The 19,074-nt window shown below is 73.3% G+C and carries 5 protein-coding genes; all 5 read right to left on the bottom strand.

All coding sequences use genetic code 11. The annotated features are described in order from the left end of the window. Window positions 1-410: 410 nt before the first annotated feature. The 5 genes from AC068Z_RS40945 to AC068Z_RS40925 are packed head-to-tail and all read right to left on the bottom strand — an operon-like array spanning window position 411 to window position 19,072. On the bottom strand, window positions 411-2,990 hold the full coding sequence (locus AC068Z_RS40945) for an N-acetylmuramoyl-L-alanine amidase (protein ID WP_478568443.1): 2,580 nt from the start codon (window positions 2,988-2,990) through the stop codon (window positions 411-413). Continuing rightward, a complete protein-coding gene (locus AC068Z_RS40940; RefSeq protein WP_478568440.1) occupies window positions 2,987-6,583 on the bottom strand; it encodes a hypothetical protein in 3,597 nt (1,198 codons plus the stop codon). Before AC068Z_RS40940 ends, AC068Z_RS40945 begins: the two co-directional genes overlap by 4 nt. Continuing rightward, window positions 6,580-7,464 (bottom strand): hypothetical protein, encoded by an 885-nt coding sequence (locus AC068Z_RS40935; protein ID WP_478568437.1) that lies wholly within the window; start codon window positions 7,462-7,464, stop codon window positions 6,580-6,582. Before AC068Z_RS40935 ends, AC068Z_RS40940 begins: the two co-directional genes overlap by 4 nt. After that, complete coding sequence (locus tag AC068Z_RS40930; protein ID WP_478568434.1) at window positions 7,461-9,029, bottom strand: hypothetical protein; 1,569 nt, start codon at window positions 9,027-9,029, stop codon at window positions 7,461-7,463. Before AC068Z_RS40930 ends, AC068Z_RS40935 begins: the two co-directional genes overlap by 4 nt. Further along, window positions 9,026-19,072 carry a DUF6603 domain-containing protein gene (locus AC068Z_RS40925; RefSeq protein WP_478568431.1) on the bottom strand — a complete coding sequence of 3,349 codons (10,047 nt, stop codon included), beginning with the start codon at window positions 19,070-19,072 and terminating at the stop codon, window positions 9,026-9,028. The genes AC068Z_RS40930 and AC068Z_RS40925 overlap by 4 nt, the downstream gene beginning before the upstream one ends. Window positions 19,073-19,074: the final 2 nt, after the last annotated feature.

Raw genomic sequence — 19,074 nt, 5'->3', positions numbered from 1 at the left:
GGAGATGTCGGGTCGCGCACCCGTGACCGAACCGATGGCCAGGGCCGCGCCGTCCACGTCGCCCTGAAGGAAGTTGATGTACGACTGCGCCGGTGCCGTCGTCAAAGAGCCGTCACCCTGCACGACTTCTGCCGGCTCAGACGGCTTGTCCCTCCACAACTCGGCGAGGGCCGTACCGGGCTCGGGGTTCTCGGGCGCGGAGGCGATGGCACTCGCCAGGCAGTGCACGATTGCTGACGGGCTGCCCCCGCAGTGCGCCATCACCCGGGCGAGACCTACTCCGGCTGCCACCGCCTGATTCGACGCCGTCCGAGGGTATCCCTGCTGGTGAGAACTCTGTCGGCCGTCCCCCTCACTGCTTGCTGGATCGGCGAGCGCTGACCATCGTGCCGGTCTGACCCCGCGCCCCCTCAGAAGGGCGTCCCCGGATACACCCGGCGCAGCTCGTCGACGTGGGGAATGAGGAACTGGCCGGGGCACTCGGTTGATTTCGGGGTCTGTGCCTGTTTCTTGCGCTGCTGGTGGGACCAGACGCTACGGATGTCGAAGCGGACGCACAAGACGTCCACGAGCTCGTTGAGGCTCTGGAGCTGTTCGGGTGTTGCGCGGAGGTCGAAGAGGACGAAGTAGTTCTCCTTGCGGCACTCGAAGTCGCCGGTGAGCACGATGCCGAGGTTGGCGGCGTTGAAGCGCTCCGCGTGGTCGCCCTCGATGCCCAGGGGCCGCCCCTCGTAGATGGTGCCGGTGCCGTTGATGACGTAGTGATAGGCGAGGTCGGACTTGGACGCGGCGATCTGCTTCGCCTGGATCTTTCGCACGCCCTCGAGCGTGAACGTCATGGGGTCGGCCGAGTGGTGGATGGTGATCCAGCGGTAGACGGAGGCAAGAGGCCGGTTCTCGCTGAGGTGTACGGGAGCGTCTCGGTACGGCGGTGGTGCCGTGGGCCCGGATGCAGCTTGGTGGAACTCCCAGGCCCGCAGCGGCGGTTCGATGCGCAGTGGAGCCGCTCCCCAGGTGGCCCGGCCGACGACGTGCACGGACCGCGGCCCCTTCGGCGTGGCGGCCCACAGGTCGTAGTCACCGCGCGCCGGGTCCAGGAAGCGCGACTCGTCCCAGCAGGCGGCGACGGTACCGTGCGCTGTCTGGATCGGTCGCGTGCCGCAGGATGTCAGATCCAGCGGGGTGCGGCCCGGGCGCTGCCCGGACACCGGGGCAGTGAACCGGCCGATGTCGGTCAGCACGGTGGTGCGCAGGTCCGAGAGGTCGTATCCGTCGTTGGGGCAGGCGAGGGAGCGCGGCGGGGGTTCGACGACCCTGATGGCCGCGTCGCACCGAGGACAGACGAGGACGAGTACCTCACGGGCCACCAGTTCCGTCGTCGTGCCGGGCGGCAGCCGGTGGTGCAGGCCCGGATCGAGAGGGCCGCGGCCGGGCCGTAGTTCGGTCACGGCGACGGGGGCTGTGGCATCGGCCGCGGGAACCAGCTCGTGGTCGGCGCAGGTGACGGTCCAGGCCCGCGTCCCACTGTCGGGGACCGCCACGGAGCCGTGCAGGTCGGTTGTCGCGTCGATGCCCGCGTGGCCTCTTCCCGAGGGATCGACGAGCCGGACGGTGAACGCCGGGAAGGGTGTGCCGTCGCGGCGCAGGACAACCAAAGACGTGTCGGACGGCCGTGAGACCTCGCCCGCGAGGCCCTCCTCGACGAAGTCCAGCAGGCGGTGCGCGAGTTGGCGCACCTCAGGCGAGCCCGGCGTGAGCACGTCCTTGGCACGTTCGCGGACCTGCTCGTACGTTCCGCCCAGTGCGAAGCGCAGGAAGTCCTCGGCGAAGGTGACGATCTCGGCGGCAACGAACTCGACCGCGGCGTCGGTGAAGCGCGGAGGTCCTTCGCCGGGCTGCAGGGGCAGGGCCGGTGTTCCCGACCGGGTCTTGGTCGCGGCGACGAAAGCGGTGCAACGCCGCTTCACCGCACCGTCGTAGTACGCACGCAGCTGCGACGCCAGCGAGCGGTGCGGGTCGTAGGACGCACCGAGGTTCACCCCGTCGATGTCCCCGAGGAGACGGGGCATCGAGGCGTGACGGGTGATCCAGCGCTCCAGTGGCCGGTTGCGGTCCGCCGCGGGCGCCGCGGGGGCATGTCGGGCTCGGACGTATGCCGCCAGCGCCAGTCCCAGGTCGCCGCTCCAGGTGAGCGCGAGATCGGCGCGCGGCTGCGGGTACAGGGGGCCGGGGGTCTGCCCGTCGGCGCCGTCGATCCCGGCCAGCACCTGGGCCAGGTCGATCCGTTCGTAGCCGTTCTGGACCTGCAGGAGGGTGGCCAGCCGGGCCGCGGAAGGACCGCGCGGCGGCCTGGAGGAGTCCGGGGCCCAGGCGTAGGGCGGGATGTTGCGCCGGTTGTTGACCATGCGGTGCCGGTAGAGAACCAGTTCGGGCTCGACCCGGAGTTTGCGCACTGAGGTCAGGTACTCCAGGCGGCTCCTGCCCGCAGGGCGCTGGTTCTCGCCTTCCTCTGCGAGTTCGAGGAACCCGTCGAGCGTGGCCGTTTCCAACCGGACCTGCCGCTCGGCCAGTACGCGTCGGGGTGTGCCGACCAGGATGCGGTAGTCCAGGTAGCGAGGGGGAGGCAGGTCGGTCCGCAGGATGACGCGGGTCTCCTGGCGGAAGTAGCCGTCCGACGGGGAGACCAGCACCCAGGACGCCTCGCCGGTGAGATGGCCGCGATCCACGTCTGCGGTGACACGGAAGGCGTCCGGGCCTCGGCCGTCGACGGTGACGCGGCCGATGGTCACCAGAGTGAAGTCGGTGGGTAGGGGTTCGGTGAGGAGCCGCTCGGGGTCGTAGGACTGGAGGGCCTCGGCGAGGGGCGGGTCATTGGGGCCGGGGCTACGGGGGCGGATCAGCACCTGGTCGACGCGGATGCCGATGTGTGGGGGCCGGGCCGGGGTCTGGCCGAGGGACGCCGCCGAGAGCCGGGCGAGGGGGGAGCTCATCCCTTGCCTCCCTTCTCAGGCGCCTCGCGGGTTTCCGGTGCCAGGCGCAGAAAGCCTTCCTGGGCCTGTGCCGGGGTCTCGGGCAGCAGGGCCTGGTGCGTGGCGGCCACGACGGGGTCGTCGTGCCAGGTCAGGGGCGCGGTGCGGCGGGTCCACAGACGCTCTCCGTCCGGGGCGGGGGTGAGGGGCATGCGGATGGTGGCGGGGTCGACGAGGACGGGACCGACCCGTACCGACGGCACCAGCCGGGCCAGGTCCTCCGCGAACCAGTCGCGCAGCAGATCCACGCTCTTGCGGGGCAGCACTCCCGAGGTGGCGTGCACCTTGGCGGCCGGGTCCATGAGGAGCGTGAGCCGCAGCGCGCGGCCGGGAAGCAGGGACACGGTGGAGGCGTCGGCCACGGACGGGGTGCGCACGGGCCGCGGAGTCGTGCTGCGTCGCCCCAGGGCGGTGAAGTCGCCTCGGTGTCTGCCCGAGGGGGTGGCGAGCCGGGCCACCTCGGCGTGGACGGGACGGATCAGGCCGTAGTCGTCGTCGACGAAGTAGGCAAGGAGCCCGTCGTCGAGGCGGGTCAGCGCGCCGAGCCGCACGGGGAAGGATCGGCCGGCCAACCACGCCCAGGCTGCGGCCCGCTCGGCGGACTCGGCCGAGGACAGGGTGGGGTGGTCGTCCTCCGGTTCGACGTCCAGGACCAGCCGGGCGCGGACGACGGCGATCGGCCTGCCCGCGAGTTGCGCGATGTGTTCGCTGCCTGTCGATCCGCCCGCCCCGACGGTGGTCGCGGTGGTGTCGACGATGCGCAGGAGCGCGTCCAGCGGTGTGTCTGAGCGGGCGATGTCGGCGGCGCGTTCCCGGACGTCGCGGTCGATGAGTCCCTCGGCCAGGCCTAGGAGATGCCGCAGGCGAGGCTGCCCCGCGAAGGCTGATGACAGTGGTGCTCCCCAGGGGGCGCGATCTCCCGGCGGGCCCTCCCAGACGACGGCACCGGACAGCGGGTCGTGCGTGAGCTGGCCCAGCGCCCTGCCGCCGGGCGCGAAGAACTCCACCGCCGCGTCCGCGTGGTCGGCGAGCAGCCAGCCCGCCACGGGGCTGACCGCGCCGTCCTGCTGGTCGATCGCGGCCTCGTGCCGGTCGTCGGAGGCGTCGACGAGGCGGAAGGACAGTGTCGCAGGCTGGTTGAGGCGAGGCGGCAGCGCGAGGACGTCCTGGGCGGGGCCACGCAGCCCGGTGCCGACATGGGCGGGCGGGCTCGCCGGATCCAGCAGGTCGACGGTCCTGCCGTACGCGTCCACGACCCGCAGTCGCCGCAACCGGGCGAACCCGGCCCGCAGTGGGTGAGGCGGCCTCGTCGGCGTGGGGGGCGGACCGGAGGCGGTCTCCAAGTCGTCGGTGTGCCCGAGCAGGCGCTCACGCAGCCGGTCCAAGCCCGCCGCCACCAGATCGGGCACCCCCTCGGCGGCCGCCAGCCCTCGCAGCCGGTTTCGTAGCGCGTCGTCGACCCTGCCCTCCCCGCGCAGATCGAGTCGGTCCTCCTCGGCCAGGAACCGAGAGACGTCGTCGCCGAGCGTACGGGAAGGTGCCGACACGAGGGTGGACCTGCCTCGCAGCAGGACGGCTCCTGCCGGGGGGAACCCGGCACGTGCGTGCGAGACGAAGTCCAGCTCGCCCAACTCCCAGTCGTCGGCGTCGGGACGGGGACTGTATTCGATCTCCCACTCGCACCACAGCGGTACCCAGGCCTGACGCCACAGGGTGATTCCCACCGGCGAGGACCCTTTGCCGTCCTTGAGGGACAGATGGGTGAGCGGGGCGGCATGGCTGGGGAAGGCCAGGGACCAGACCATCATGGTGCCCTCGGCTTTAAGTCGCCGGGCGATCTCCGCGGTCGGCAGTCCGTACCGTGGGAGTCGGCCGAGTACTTCCGTGTAGTCGGCGTACGGATCCTCAACGGCCGCCTCGACGACGAGCGCGTCCGCCTCCGGGGGGAGCGAGCCGTGGTCGAGTCCGCGCGCCAGCAGGTCCCTCCCGTCGATGAATCCTGCCAGACGTGTCACCGTGTCCCCGGTCAGCCGACAGGCAAGGCGTTCCCCCGGTGTACGGGCGCGGTCGTAACCGTGCCGCAGGGACCGGCGCAGTCCCCGCATCACGAGCACGGGGTCCTGGGGGTGGAAGCGCCGGGGCAGCGGCCGCGGCACCGGCTCGGTACGGCGCGGGTCCGCGGCGGGCGCCACGCGCTCGGGGCGCGTCCTGAGCAGGTGCAGGTCCCTGAGGGTGTCGCGGTCCAGGACCAGATCCGGGAGACCGGCCGCGGTGTTGCTGCGGACCCGGTCCAGGGCCGGGGTCGGCGGTGTGGTGGGCCTGAGGGCGGTGAACGGGTCACCGGTGGCGACGCGTTCCACACGGCTCGGTCCGGGGCGGGCGACGAAACCCCTGGTGTGGATCTCCTCCTCGATCCGAGCTAGGCCGTCGGGCTCGCCCATGGAGGTGGCGAGCCCGTGCGCGAAGGCCTGGTAGAGGATCTCGGCGTCCGGCTGGTGCAGTTCGCCGGCGACCAACGCGGCGAGCGCCTCCGCCGAGGTCGCTCCGATCGCGACCCGCGGCGTCCCGGGGTCGGGCCGTGGGTCCTCGGTCGTGCGCGGGTCCGCGTGCACCCCGTACACGACTCCGTGGAAGAAGGACTGACGCGGCCACCAGAGCTGGGGGTCGGCGAGGGACTGCCGCGTGCCGAAGAGTCCGGCGAGGGGAGTGGAGGCGGGCGGCAGGAGGTCGGCCGAGTTGCGGCCGAGGGCCTTTGCGCCTGCGGCGCTGCGTTCGGCGTCGGCCTGGGCACGCGCGAGCCGGGAGAGATCCACCTGCCAGCCGAACCGGTCCAGGAGGGCGTGGAACGTGGCAGGCGTGTCCGCGGCCACGAGCGGGTCGAGTTCGGGGCGGGAGTACCAGCCGACCACGACGTAGGCCAGCGCGGTCCGGTGCTGGGCGGGGACCGTCGACCAGTCGTCGTGGTGGGCGAAGCGCTGGGCGACGTTGTCGTAGGAAGCGGCCCAGGCGGGGTCTCCGCCGCATACGGCGGTGAGCTGCTCCGGGCGCAGCAGCGGGGTGCGGTAGGCGCGGGCGCCGCCCGGCCGCCAGCCGTCGAGCTCGGCGCTGCCGCCCTTGTCCGCCTCCAGGGCCCAGGCATGGAGCGTGCGGGGCGGTCCCGTGCAGTGGTCGAGCCGGACGACCACCCAGCGATCGGGCAGGACCGGCCACAGCGGCTCGGTTTCCGGACCGTCCGCGACGGCGTGGGTCAGCGCGTCGGGCAGCGCCCAGTGCAGATGAACGCCAGGGGGGAGCGGGGCGGCAGGGGTGAAGGGGTCGGGTGCGTGCGGTCCCGGCGCGGCAGGGTCCCGGGAGAGCCCGTCGAACAGCCGCATGGCGACGTCCGCCCTGGCCTCCTGGGCCCCCTCGTGCACGACCAGGGCCTGCACGTCGACCGGCACCAGGAGGCGCGGCCCGCGGTGCAGTGCGGTCGACCAGGAGCGGGAGGCGGCGGCGGTCAGGTCGGTGCGCGCGGTGACCGCGAACGCGGGGTGCAGCGGAAAGGCCTCGCTCATGACGGCTCCTGAACGGTCCCGCTCGCGGGTTCCTCGAAGGCCTCAGCGAGATCCTCCAGCGAGATGGACGGGCTGAACAGCGGCCCTTGTCCCGTCCCGGAGAACTCCTGTCGATACGGGTTCTGTACGAGTTGCAGCGCCAGTCCCGCCGAGCCGTCGGAGTCGGTGTGACCGAGGTCGGCGTGGAGCCTGCGTACGTCGACGACGCCGGCGCCCGTGGCGCGGAACAGGACGGTGGTGGCGCCGGCGGGCAGCGGTGGCCGGCGCGGGACGGTGCGCACGCCTCCGTGCGGGGCTTGCACGCCGAACTGCAGCCCCTGGTGCGGTTCTTCGATCAGGACCCGGGTGGGCAGGCCGTCGAAGAGGGCCAACAACACGGCGGGCGCCAGGCGTTCGATGCGCAGCGGACGCAGTGGCTGCTTCTCGTGGAAGGCCCGCGTGCGCAGCCCCGGCCAGCCCGACACGGCACGGGAGCGCAGCAGGAAACCGGTGACGGTGCCGACCGGTTGCGCGTCGTAGGACAGGCCGGGCTGCGCCGCCTCGATCCACACGTTGCGTTCGGCGGCGTCCACGGCCTCACGGACCTGGCGGTGCCGGGCCACGAGATGGGCCCGGTCGCGGGTGGTGGAGGCACCTGCCGCGAGCGCGCCGTCCACGGCCGCGTCGGTCCAGTTGCGGTCGAGGAAGAAGAAGCGGGCGGACTCCAGCGGTAGCAGCCGTTCGTCGGTGACGAGATAGGCGAAGGGGACCCCTTCGAGCAGGCGCAGCCGGGCGAGCCAGTCAACGACGTCGTCCGGGAGCGGCTGCGCCGCGCTGACCTTGCCGGCGGCGGCCCGCAGCACCTGCTCGACGGCGGCCTCGGAGCGGTATCGGATGCTCATGGGAAGAGCTCCTCCAGCGTGGTGGGCGCGTGGTTCGGGTCGAACAGGGTGGCGTCGGGGTCGAGTCCCGCCTGCCGGGCGATCTCTCGGACCCGCTCGTGCAGGGCCTCGCGGAGCGGGACGAGTTGGCTCGGGTCGCGCCGCAGTCCCTCGAAGGTCTGGAGGAGCGGGGTGAGGGGCGGTGCGGGGTCGGGGTCGGTGTGCACCGGCAGGTCGCTGAGGACGTGCCGCACGAGTGCGGTCGGCAGGCCCGTGCCGGAGGCGATGACGTCGGGCGGGAAGTGCGGCAGCGCCCATACGGCGTCGGCGAGCGGGACGAACGTGCCCAGGGGGTCGCGGCCGTCGACCAGCGTGCCGATCAGAGCCAGGCCCAGTCCTTGGCCGACCGTGAGTCGGGTGAGCCCCAAGTCCCGTGCTTCTGGTACCAGGTCGAGGGCCGCGGAGGTCAGGTCAAGTGCCAGGGTCCGCCTGCGCCAGTCGCGCAGCGAGGCCAAAAGGCGCGGGGACGACAGTGCGAGCAGCCGGCCGACCTCGTGGGCGGCGGCCAGGGTGAGGTCCTCGAGTCCGTCGGCGGCGATGGCGCGGCCTTGGTCGGCGGTCAGGCAGGGAGTGCCGGCTGGCTGCCGTGGCACCTCGCGTGGCGTCAGCGGGCCCCGGTACCAGGCGGCGGTGTCCTCGCCTCGGCGCGTGGTGTGAGCGATGACGGTGTGCCCGCTGGGCGCCACGGCCGGGCAGTGGTCCCGCACCGTGCCGAGGGCCTTCACGTCGAGCCGTCGCATGAGGGAGGCGAAGTCACCGGGCTCGGGGGCGCAGCGGAAGCGCCAGTGGGCGAGGACCGGGAAACTGGCGGCCGGGCCGCCGGGCGTGATCTCGGCGTCACCGGGAGTGCCCTCCGGGGCGCCGGTGTCGGTGGGCAGGTCGGCGATCCGGCCCTCCAGGGAGAGGAGACACGCCCGGTAGGCGAGCCCTGGGCGCGGCAGCCGGGCGCAGATGACGACTGCCAGGAATCCGTCGTCGTCACCGACCGACAGCTCCGAGTCCCCGAGTGACACCTCGCGTACGTGACACAGCAGTTCCGCCTCGTCGGGGCGGGGGAACAGGGCGTGGACGACGGCGCGGGTGGTGTCCAGCCGGTCGCAGGTGCCCGAGGCGGCGGTGATGCCGAGCGCGCCGTGCAGGGCGGCGGGGACTGCGGTGCTCACCGGCGCGTCGGGGACGAGGACGCCCTCGCTCTCGGTGAGCAGGACGAGCGCGAGCCATGGCCGACGCTGTGGATCGGCGTCGATGGTGACCGCTCGTTCCCAGGGCAGCGTGCGACGGCGCAGCGCCACTTGGGCGAAGCGGGTGTCGAAGGAGCCGACCGCCTCCGGTGGGGGAAAGACGCTCCGCAACTCGCCAGGGGGCAGGGCGAACTGGGGAGCGGTGACGAGCGTGTGGCGTTGCACCGGAGTGATCGGGCCGCCCCGGTCGACCGTCTGCGTCATGCGGATCAGGTGCGGGCCCGCGGTCACCGGCGGCCGTGCGAAGCCGTGCAGCCGGTACTGACCCTCGCTCAGCTCGGTCATCGTGGCGCTCCGATCCATATCACGGTCGACTCTCCCGAGCCTTCGCCCGCCAGGTCGCCCGTGAGGGCGGCCAGGCCGTGGCGGAGGAGCGCGCGGGCCACCCGTTGCGCAGGCTGCGCGCTGCCCAACACCCCGGCGGGGCGCCAGTGTTCGTCGTAGCCGATGGTGACCGACACCGAGGTTCCGCCCTGCGGGGTCACCGGGTAGAGCAGCAGGCTCTGGCCGCTCTGCTCGATGGCGAGGGGCGGTGTCGGCTCCGTCGCGCCGCGGGCCCGCTGGGCTCCTTCGAGGCCGAGCAGCAGCCCGTCGGTGTTCTTCACGGGGTGCGCGGCGGACAGCACGAGGACGACGCAGCGCGTGTCGGCGGGCAGCTCGGTGGTGATCAGGCCTTGTGGTGCGGCCAGTTCGGCACCCGTGACGAGGGCGACGCGTGCGGGACGCTGCCCGCGCCTGGCACCGGGCGCGGCGGTGCTGACCAGGGCGCCGGGCACGAGAACGCTGCCCGGCAGGACCTGCGCGCCGAACGTCGACGGATGCCAGCCGCACAGGGCGGCGCGCCGGGGTCGGTTCGCAGCCGGTGTCGTGCCCAGGCCGATCAGGGTCAGCAGGTGCGTGCCCCGGGGGACCGGAAGCTGTGTCGTGGCCGCCACCTCCAGGTCCAGGAGGGCGGCCCCTGCCCGGTCGAGTGCCACGACCCGGACCCGCTGATCGCCGCGGAGGGCAAGGCGCGGTCGTTCGTCGCGCACGTCGTGGGCGGCCCGCCGCAGTCGCCACACCTGGACCTGGCCCGCGCCGAGCCGGATGGTGCCGTCCACGATGTCGCGTTCGCCCGAACGCAGCCATGGAGCCGATGAATCCGCGCTCACCAGGCCGTGCAGCACCTCCCGCTGCTCGCCGCCGCGCGAGAAGCGTCGTCCGCGGTCGCGTGCGGTGGCGCCGGTGGTCGTGGCGCTGTCCGCGAGCGCGGGCACCGTGTGGAGCCGGGCAGCCGTCGGCAGGGCCTGCGCACGCACCTCGGACAGGGTGGGCGCGGCCCGGCGCGGCCAGTGCGAGGTGCGCACGGTGGTGCGTGCGTCGCGCCGGACCGGGCCGACCGGTGGCCGCAGGCACGCCAGCAGCACCGGCGGCGCAACCTGGGGCGGCTCGGGGTCCGGCTTCGGTGGAGACCGGCGCGGAACGAGCTCGAGCGGCGCCAGCTCCGGAGCCACCAGTTCTTCGGTGATCCTGGCGAGCCTGGGTGGCGCGATCCTGTCGGCGGCCAGTAACGCGAGGGCGAATCGGCTCGGGCCGTCCTGCCTGCCACCGAGGCACCTGCGGAACGCCGCGCGTCCGGTGCCGCGGGCGAGGAACTCCGCCGTGCGGCGAAGCGGGTCGGCGCCGGACTGTGCGCCTGCCCACCGCAGGGCCGCTTTCATGGCGGTGGACCAGGCGCCCGCCGGATCGCGGTCCTCGCTCAGCGGCAGGGGCTGCCGCTCGCCGACCTCGACGTCGGCGACGGAACCGGTGGTGAGGCCGCCGCCGAGGCGGGTGACGGCGGTGAGGACGAGCCCGGTGAACGCCTCGCGCACGCCGCCCTCTTCCAGCTCCACGTCGTCGAAGTGACGCCAGACGCCGTCCGGCACATTGCTGCGGACGGGCGTCGTGGCGAGCGGCACCGCACCCCCGGTCGGGGTGCCGCCGGCGTCCAGCCGGACCATCTCCACCCGGTGCTCGGAGATTACGCCGATGCACCACATCGGGCCGAGGTCGAGTGCGGAGCCGCCCAGCACCGCGTCACCGGCCCGGTTGCTCGCGGTACGGGTGGTGGAGACGAGGGTGAACTCCGAGGTGAGTCGCAGGGGATGCGCCGGGCTGCCGTCCTGCGGGGGCCGGTCGGGGCCGCCGGGATCGAGGACCGCGCCACCGGCGCGTACGGTCAGGGTCATCGTCTCGCCGTGCGGGTCCCCGGCGACCAGGTACTTGTCGTGGAACGCGGCCCAGCCCAGCGGCGGCGGGCGGTCCGGAGTTCCGACGGCACCGAAGGCGACCTCGACCTTGGCAACGTCCAGGTCCAGGACGGCCACCCCGCGCAGTTCCGGGCCCTGCACGAGCAGCTTCGCCGAGATCGAGAGTCCGATCGTGATCCGGATGTGGACGAACCAGATCCGGATGTCGATCTGGAGACGGACGCTGACGGCGACGTACACCTCGACGTCGTAGAAGAAGGGGTCCCAGGAGATCAGTGCGTCCAGGCCCGCGACGAACGAGGCCTGGACGAAGCCGCCGTCGAAGGCCGCCTCCACACGGGCGCCGGCCATCACACAGCTGGAGGTGAGCGTGAAGTAGGACTCGCCCTTGATGGCGATGGCCTCGCTGACCCGCCAGTGGATGCCGAGGCGGGGTACGTCGGGATAGTGGGCGGGCTTGGCGAACCGCGGATGGTAGCCGCCCAGGGACAGGACGAACTCGCCGGTGCGGAACCAGATCACCATGGCGAATCCGCCGCTGAGCCGGCAGTCACGGCTCAGCAGCCAGGAGTTGTCCGTGAGTTGGGCCTCCACGGACAGGACCGCCTCACGGGAGGAGAAGCGGGCGCGCAGAGCCAGTTCGACGGAGGCGATGGGCTTGGCGGGGTTGGGCAGTCCCATCCGGGACAGACCGAGCAGGGCCACCTCGGCGTCCCCGTCGAAGGCGATCGCCAGCACGGCCACGGACTCCACGACGGTGAAGCTGGTGAACCGGACGCCTGCGGCCAGCCAGAACGCCCCGCGCCGCGGCGGGAACGTACGGCCCATCGAGTCCAGTGCCCGCATAGGCTCGCGGACCACCTCGCTGCCGGCATCCATGGCCGCCACCAGGGGGAACCGCCCCACGTCGGTCACTTTCGCGGGCAGTTCGAGTCCTCGGTTGAGGCCGAGTCCGGCGCCGATCCCGGTGATGAAGAAGGCGGGTGGGCCCCCGATCGGCGCGGCGACCGCGGCGACGCCGAACAGAGAGGTGTAGCGCTCGGCCGAGCCGGCCACCGGATAGGTGCCGTAGGCGCCGACGGCGGTGAGACCGAATCCGGCCGCCTCGACCTTGAGCATGCCCGCATACTCGACGCCCCCGTCACGTTCACGCTTGCGCAGACCACCGGCCACCTTGACGCTCGGACCGTCGTAGGAGACGGCCAGACCGGCCAGGCCCAGGCGCCAGGTGGACGGATCGGCAGGTGTCGCCCAGGGGATGTGAAGCGCCAGGTCGTCCACGCCGACGGCAAGGCCCCCGAGCGCCACGCCGCCGTCGACGAGCACGCCCACCTCCCTCAGCCGGTCCCGTTCGTACGTCACGGCGAGGCCGACCTGTTCCAGGTAGATCGGGCCGAGCTGCTTCTCCACCGCCAGCCACCACGGGCCGGAACCCGAGCCCCCGCTCAGCCGCAGTGTGGCGGCCTCCTGGCCCTGCTTCCACAGCAACAGCGCCGGGTGGAAACCGGCGGCGGCGGGCGTGGCGTCGCCGCCCGCGGCGTCGGGCTGAAGGATCTTGGCGGCGACCGGATTGGTGCCGCCGCCGGCGGAGCCGAGCGGCACGGCCATACCCCGCAACGCCAGCTGTGCACCGACGTGTTGGAAGCCGGCCGCGTCGTGGGCGTACGAGCCGTGCAGCCGCAGCGCGTCGATCCGCAGCCCCTGGTCGAGCAGGGGCCCTCGCGCGCCGGACGCTGTGAACCCGAGCCCGCGCAGTCGCAGTGCGGGGGAGAACTGCGGATCGGGTCCCGGCAGCGTGTCCGGCAGGCTGCCGAGCCACAGTTCCACGTGGGACGGGTCCGCCCCGGCGGCACGGTCGGTGGACGCCGGCTCCCACGAGGCGTCGGCCGAAAGGGCGATGACGACACCGCCCGCCTCCAGGAGCGGATACGGCGTTTCGACAAGCTCGAGCCCCAGCCCGTACCTGCTGTGCCCCGGCCCCTGCTCGGTCCGCAGCAGCCGCAGCCGTAGGGGACCCAGGCGCGGCGTCACCGCGAGCAGGAAGCCGGCCAGGGCGCTGAGCACGCGCGGGGTGGGGGTGTCGAGCAGCCCGTCGGCCAGTCGCCACGGGGTGCCGGGCGGGCTGCCGGTGCCGGTCAGGACCTGTGCCGCGTGCAGGATGCCCCCCACGGTGCTGTCGCTGCCCACCGGGGTCTTGAGCAGGTTCGTGACGGGGGCCGGGGTGAGGGCCAGGTCGGCGGCCAGCGGCACCGCGACCCGGCGCATCAACTGGGGGACGGCTCCCGCGACATCGGCGCTGTCTTGGCCGCCGCGCCGGTGGACGAGCAACGGGCTGCCGGGCACGCGTACGACCAGCGCCTCGCGGTCCGTCGTACCGGGCGGGTCGAGCCACAGTCCCGCTTCGACCCGGCTCTCGGCCCCGTCCAGGGCGATGCGCACGAACGGCATGAGGTCGACCGGGCCGGCGAAGAGGGCGTCGGGCTCGACGACGGTCCACGCCACGTGGGAGGGGCCCAGCCCGGCTGTGGTGGCGGTGAACGCCACCTCGGCGTCCGTGCCGGGCACCGGATGCAGACCGTCGGCGGTGACGGCGAGGCGGGGCTCGCCCCCCGGCGCGATGTCGAGGTCGACGGTGAGCCGGCCACCGGAGCTGCGCCACAGCACGGGCGGCTGCCCGTCCGTGTCCCCGGTGAGGGCGTGGGCGAGTCGCTTCAAGGCCGCCGTCACCGCGGCCGGACGCCGTCGGAACCGTGCCGCGAGCTCCTGGGCGGGAGCCGATGCCAGCAGCTTCAACTGGTCAACCGAGACCGATCCGTTGTCCTCGGTCAGCTCCAGTGCCGGCAGCAGTTCGGCGACTGCCTCGGCGATGCGCGCGAGCCGCGGATCGGCCGGACCATCGGGTCCCGGCAGGTCGCGCAGCGCGTCCAGAAGCATCGGAAGCGCGTATCGCGCCGCCTGCTCGCCGAGTTCGGCGAGCGCGCCGAGCCCCGGGGTGTGCGGATACAGCGGGATGTCGATCCGGGGGGCACCGGTGCGAGGCGTGAGCCGCGCGGACACCCGCACTTCGGGCCCTGCTTCCAGCTCCACACCGACGGCGAACCCGCCGGACCCGGACCACTCGGCGGACAGCGTCAGCCACCCGGTGACCACGGGGCCCGGCCGTACGCGCCAGCGCACTGCGGACTCCAGTGCCGAGGGGAGGTACCGGTCCCGCAGCCACAGGGTGATCTCCAGGTCCGCGCCGTCCTCGGCGACGGTGATCGATCCGCGCCCCGGTAGCGGCAGACCTTTCAACCCGCTTGGCAGGCCGACGAGTTGGGCCACCGCTTCCACCAACCGGACCGTACAGGCCGGTGCGAGCTGGAAGGGCTCGCCCGGCGGCCGGTCCGTGCCGAGCACTTCCGACAACCGTCGGGCAGGCGTGGTGAGGAGGGGGACAAGGGATTGGATGGACGGCGGTGCCTCAGGGCGCCGCGGGTCGTGCACGAGGAGTCCGAGTACCTCGAGAAGCGGGTCGAGCACGATGCCGCCCTCCCGCAGGGACTGCAGGCCCCACCGGATCACCTCACCGCCGGTGGTGAGCATCAGCAGCCGGGTCAGCGTCGGAAGATCGGGTTCGGGCACGACAGCCGCCTCCGCGTCCGCGGAGCGCAGGCTGAGGGTGACAACGGGGGTGCCGGACGGGGCGGCGACGAGCGTGCCGTGCAGCGTGGCGACATCGGCGAGCGGCAGCCCCTGCTCCGGTGTGGCGATGGTGAGGGTGCCGTCGGGGCTGATGTCCACGCGCAGGCCGCCGGCTGACGGTGACTCTGCGCCACCGTCCGGCAGTCCGGTCAGACGGCGCAGCGCGCCGGGCACCGAGGAGTTCGACAGGGCATGGTGGACAAGCCCCGCGGGGTCGGCGAACACGCGCTCCAGGGCGTCCGGCCGGATCTCCACCCGCCGTCCGTCCGTCAGCACGGCCACTTCGGCCGCCACGAGGAGATCCACCAGGTCACGCAGGGGCCCGCTGGCCGGCCTCGGCGACAGCAGATCCGTCACCAGTCCCAGCAGACGCCGGGCTGCCGCGTCCAGGGTGCGCGGGGTGAGTTCCAGACGTTTGTGGAGTACTCCGTCCAGCGCCGCGTCATGGAGCACGGCCGACACCGAGGCGTCCGCGAGGTGCGGGCCGATGGCGACCTGAACCACCGCACTGCGCAGCCGCGGCCCCGTCGGCGACATGGCCTGCGTCGGCCCCTCGACGAGCCAGCCGTCGGGCCGTCGCAGCGTCAGCCGTACCCCGAGCCGGGGCGTGGTCCGCTCCCCTTGGCCCGGCCCGGCGGACAGCGCCAGGCGCCAGACGTCCAGGCGCAGTTCGCCGCCGCAGGTGATGCCTGCGGCAGTGAGCGCCTCGGTGACGAATGCCAGGCCGAGACCGAGATGGGTGGCACGGGCGCGGTCCTGCGCGGGCCCGGTGCCCGGCAGCCGCCGACGCACCTCCGCCGTCACCTCGGCGACGAGGGCGGTGAGCGCGCCGTGCAGTTCGTCGCGGGTGAACTCGGTGACGACACACAACAGGGGAGCAGGCGACTGCGACGGAAGGGCCATGGGCGTGAACGTCGACACCGGGAACGGCATCGCGGGCAGGCCCGCGAGAGCGTCACCGCTCACGGCCGCCCAGGTGTCCAGCAGTTCGACCAGCGGCGCGGCGCCGGCGGGAGCCCCCGCGGGCAGCAGGCCCAGCAATGACTGCAGCAGCCGGAAGGCATCGCGTACGGCCGACTGTTCCAGCCCGTCCAGAGGGCCCGGCCGTTGAGCGGCGGACAGCGCACCGCCCAGGGTGACGAGGTGCGCGAGGCTGCCTTCCGCCCAGATGGGGGCCGCGGCCCGGGCCGCCAGGGAATGCGCCACGAGCACCACCGGGGCTCCTGCCAGGCGCCGGAGTTCGGCAACGGTCCGGCGCAGACGCGCTGTCGCCTCCGGCGTCGGCGGCAGCAGCACGTACCACGGGCCGCTTGTGGCGAGCCTGCCGAGATCGAAGGAGTCGGCCGCCAGGCCGGGCGTCCGCAGATCGATCAGGCGGGGCCCGGGCACCGCCGGCCGGCCCGGCCACGGGTGGAGGCCGGGCAGATCGCAGGAGACGTAGACGGTACGCAGGGGGTCGGCGGCGGGCAGATGGTCAGCGAGTCTGAACGTCTGCGGTGCGCAGAGGTGACCGTGCGGCACCGAGGCGGTGGTGTACGTCGCCCCGGACAGCACCTGTGCGGACGAGGCCAGCAGTCCGTCGCTGCCCGCGGCGCACTCCAGCAGCGCCTCCAGACCGGCCGCCGGGTCGCCCCGACCGTCCAGGAGGTCGGCCAGGGCGCTGTCGAAGCGGGCGGCTCCGGCGAGGACGGCCATGAGCCGGTCGAAGCCGGGGAGCGCGGCCGTACCGTCCAGCGCTGCGGTGAGATCGGTCGGCACGAGCTCGTCGAGGACCTCGCCGAGCCCTCGCAGTCCGGGGCCTGCAGGGTCGAGCCACACGAGGAGGTCGGACGCCGTGGCCGAGCCGGAATCCGAAGCCTGTTCGCGTGCGCCGCCGAGCGGCAGCCGCCAAGGGCGGTCGTACGTACCGTCGCCCGCCACCTGTTGGACCTGCTGGGCTCCGTTCAGGGACAGGAGGTGGCGCAGCAGCGCCAGTACGGCCAGGCTGCGATCCGTCCCGCCACCGCCCGCCAGGACCTCGCCGACCCAGGACCGCAGCGTGTCCACGGGGTCGACGAGCAGACCCTGCAGCGGCAGGGGCGGCCAGTCGGCGAGCAGTTCGTTGAGGTCGAGACCCGAGTCCTCGGCACCGGACATCCCCAGCCGCCCGCGGGCCGGCAGCCAGCCCAGCAGCGCGGCCACCACCTCCCGGGGGTCGAGACCGTCCGCAGGAGTCGTACGCAGCAGTGCGAGACCGGCGAGTCGGGTGAGCCCGGGCCACAGCGCCGACCCGCTCCCGGGTGACAACGGGTCGGCCCCGGTGGCCACTTCGAGCGGATCCGGCAGCGCCACCTCGTCGCCGCCGACCAGGATCGAGGCCCGGGCCACTCGTGTGCGGGCCGCCCAACCGGCACCCTGCCGCCACCCGGCTGCCAACATCACGGAGTCCGCCCTGAGCCGCACGGGCCCGGCGTCAAACAGCAGATCGTCCCCCCACGCCAGCCGCAGCTCGGCGGCGGTCAGCGCGGCGAGGGACGGCGGATCCACCAGGGGCAGCGTCAGTCGTACGGCGTCCAGTGCGCCGGAGACCCGTACCGTTCCGCGGGCGACGGGCAGGGGCGCCGCGTCCATCCGCACCCCGACACTCAGCCGCGGGGCGTCCCCGACCCCGTCCTGCCACAATTGCACCGACATCCGAACGGGCAGGCCGGGGCCGTCCACGGGAACGACCCAGGGACTGGCGTCGCTGCCGTCGCCGGTCGGGGACGGGGCACGTACCAGGACGGCCAGCTGCTGGGCGAGGGCGCCCCATCGGCCCGGGGCGTCGACGAGGACCCGCGCGTGGTAGCGCAGCAGCGCGGACGCCGGATCGCCGACGATCTCGGTGAAGGCGGGGAGTTCCACCGGCCAGTCGGGCGTCGGCTCACGCAGGGCCAGCAGCGCGAGCAGGGCTGCCGTACGTCGGCTGCCGCCGTCCTCGTCGGCGGCGAACAGTGTCCTGAGCGCGTCGGCGAGGGCGTCCACGCCCACTTGCGCTGCTGCCGCGGCCAGCGCTTCGACGCTGGACAGGTCCAATCGCGCGTACGGATGACCGTCGAGGACGACGTCGGTCGCTTCCAGCAGGAGCCGCGGCGCACGCTCCTCGCCGACCGTGAATCCGGCCGCCAGTGTCCCCACGCGCAGGACGACAGGATCAGGGGGTTCGGGCCGGCGCACCAGGTGTCCCCCGGCGCCGGACACCTCGATGTGGACGCGGACTTCGGGCAGCCAGAGCACACCGGCTTCTCCGCCCAGCCGCACGGCCACCAGATCCGCCCTCGCGTGGGCGGACGCCGCATCGGACAACTCGGCCGCCGCCGCCAGGCCCAGCCTGAACTCCAGAGCGTCGTCCACCGCTTGGGCGACAAGCCGTACGCAGACCCGCACACCCGGCAACGGGCTGACGCACAGCAAATACGGCGACGCCCTGGTTCCCTCTCCGCGGATGGGGAACTGCGGCGCCAGCCCGATCAACTCGGCGAGCGTCTCCAGCCAGGCCCGTGCCGCGGGCGACGGCACGGGCTGCTGGGGCTTGGGAACGAACACCGAGCGCACCCAGTCGGCCAGCACCCGCGGCCCGTAACGGGGGAGCTCGGCCAGCGGAAGCGGCGGAATGACGGAGGTGTCGCCCAGGCCGACCAGCGTCAGCAGTCGCCAGATCCGGTCGGCGCTGTCGGGGTCGACGGCACCGCGCGAGCGGAGCAGATGGGTGAGCAGATCGGTGAGCAGGGGAAGCAGCTCGCCCCACTCGTCCGGCAGCGAGCCGTCGTCGAGGTCCAGATCGCGTACGGGCCGACCCGGGATCCGCAGCCCCGTGAGACCGAGCCGCAGCCGGGGGCGGCCGTCGGGACGGGTGGGGATGTCGGCGCCCACACGCAGGCCGCCCAGACCGAAGTCGCCCGGCACGGCCAGGAGTTGGAGGTTCATCGCGACGCGGAGGGCTCCTTGCGCCGTACCCAACAGGAACTGCGCGCCTTGGGGACCGGTCCCGAGGATCGGTATGACCAGTGAGGCGGAACACTCCACCTCGACGGCCCGCAGAGTGGCACGGGCGGCCAGAGACAGGGTGACCGTGTCGCCGGAGTCGTCCACCACCAGGTACAGGCGACCGGGCCCGGAACCGCTGCCCGTGGGCAGCGGGACCCAGGTCCTGCCCGGGATCGCGCCCTCCGTCTCGGCGGCGGCGCTCTGCGCGCTGCCGAGCAGCGCCGTGGCGAGATCCAGTGCCGCCCTGCGTCGCACTGGATTGCGCAGCACACCGGAGAGTTGCTGGGCCGGATCCTTGAAGAAGTCCTCGTCCAGCTCCAGGCCGGACTCCGCGCCGGCTTCCGGATCACCCTTGAGGACTCCGAGTGCGACGGCGAGTCGCAGCAGCTCCGGGGGCAGGCTCGCCATGG

The sequence above is a fragment of the Streptomyces sp. NPDC043726 genome (assembly GCF_056436565.1).
Note: the sequence above shows the minus strand (reverse complement) of the source record. Positions and strands in the feature narration are given on the sequence as shown.

Bases quoted from the DNA above. Each gene is read 5' to 3' on its own strand.
- AC068Z_RS40930 (WP_478568434.1), bottom strand. From the start codon at position 9,029: ATGACCGAGCTGAGCGAGGGTCAGTACCGGCTGCACGGCTTCGCACGG.
- AC068Z_RS40925 (WP_478568431.1), bottom strand. From the start codon at position 19,072: ATGGCGAGCCTGCCCCCGGAGCTGCTGCGACTCGCCGTCGCACTCGGA.
- AC068Z_RS40945 (WP_478568443.1), bottom strand. From the start codon at position 2,990: ATGAGCTCCCCCCTCGCCCGGCTCTCGGCGGCGTCCCTCGGCCAGACC.
- AC068Z_RS40935 (WP_478568437.1), bottom strand. From the start codon at position 7,464: ATGAGCATCCGATACCGCTCCGAGGCCGCCGTCGAGCAGGTGCTGCGG.
- AC068Z_RS40940 (WP_478568440.1), bottom strand. From the start codon at position 6,583: ATGAGCGAGGCCTTTCCGCTGCACCCCGCGTTCGCGGTCACCGCGCGC.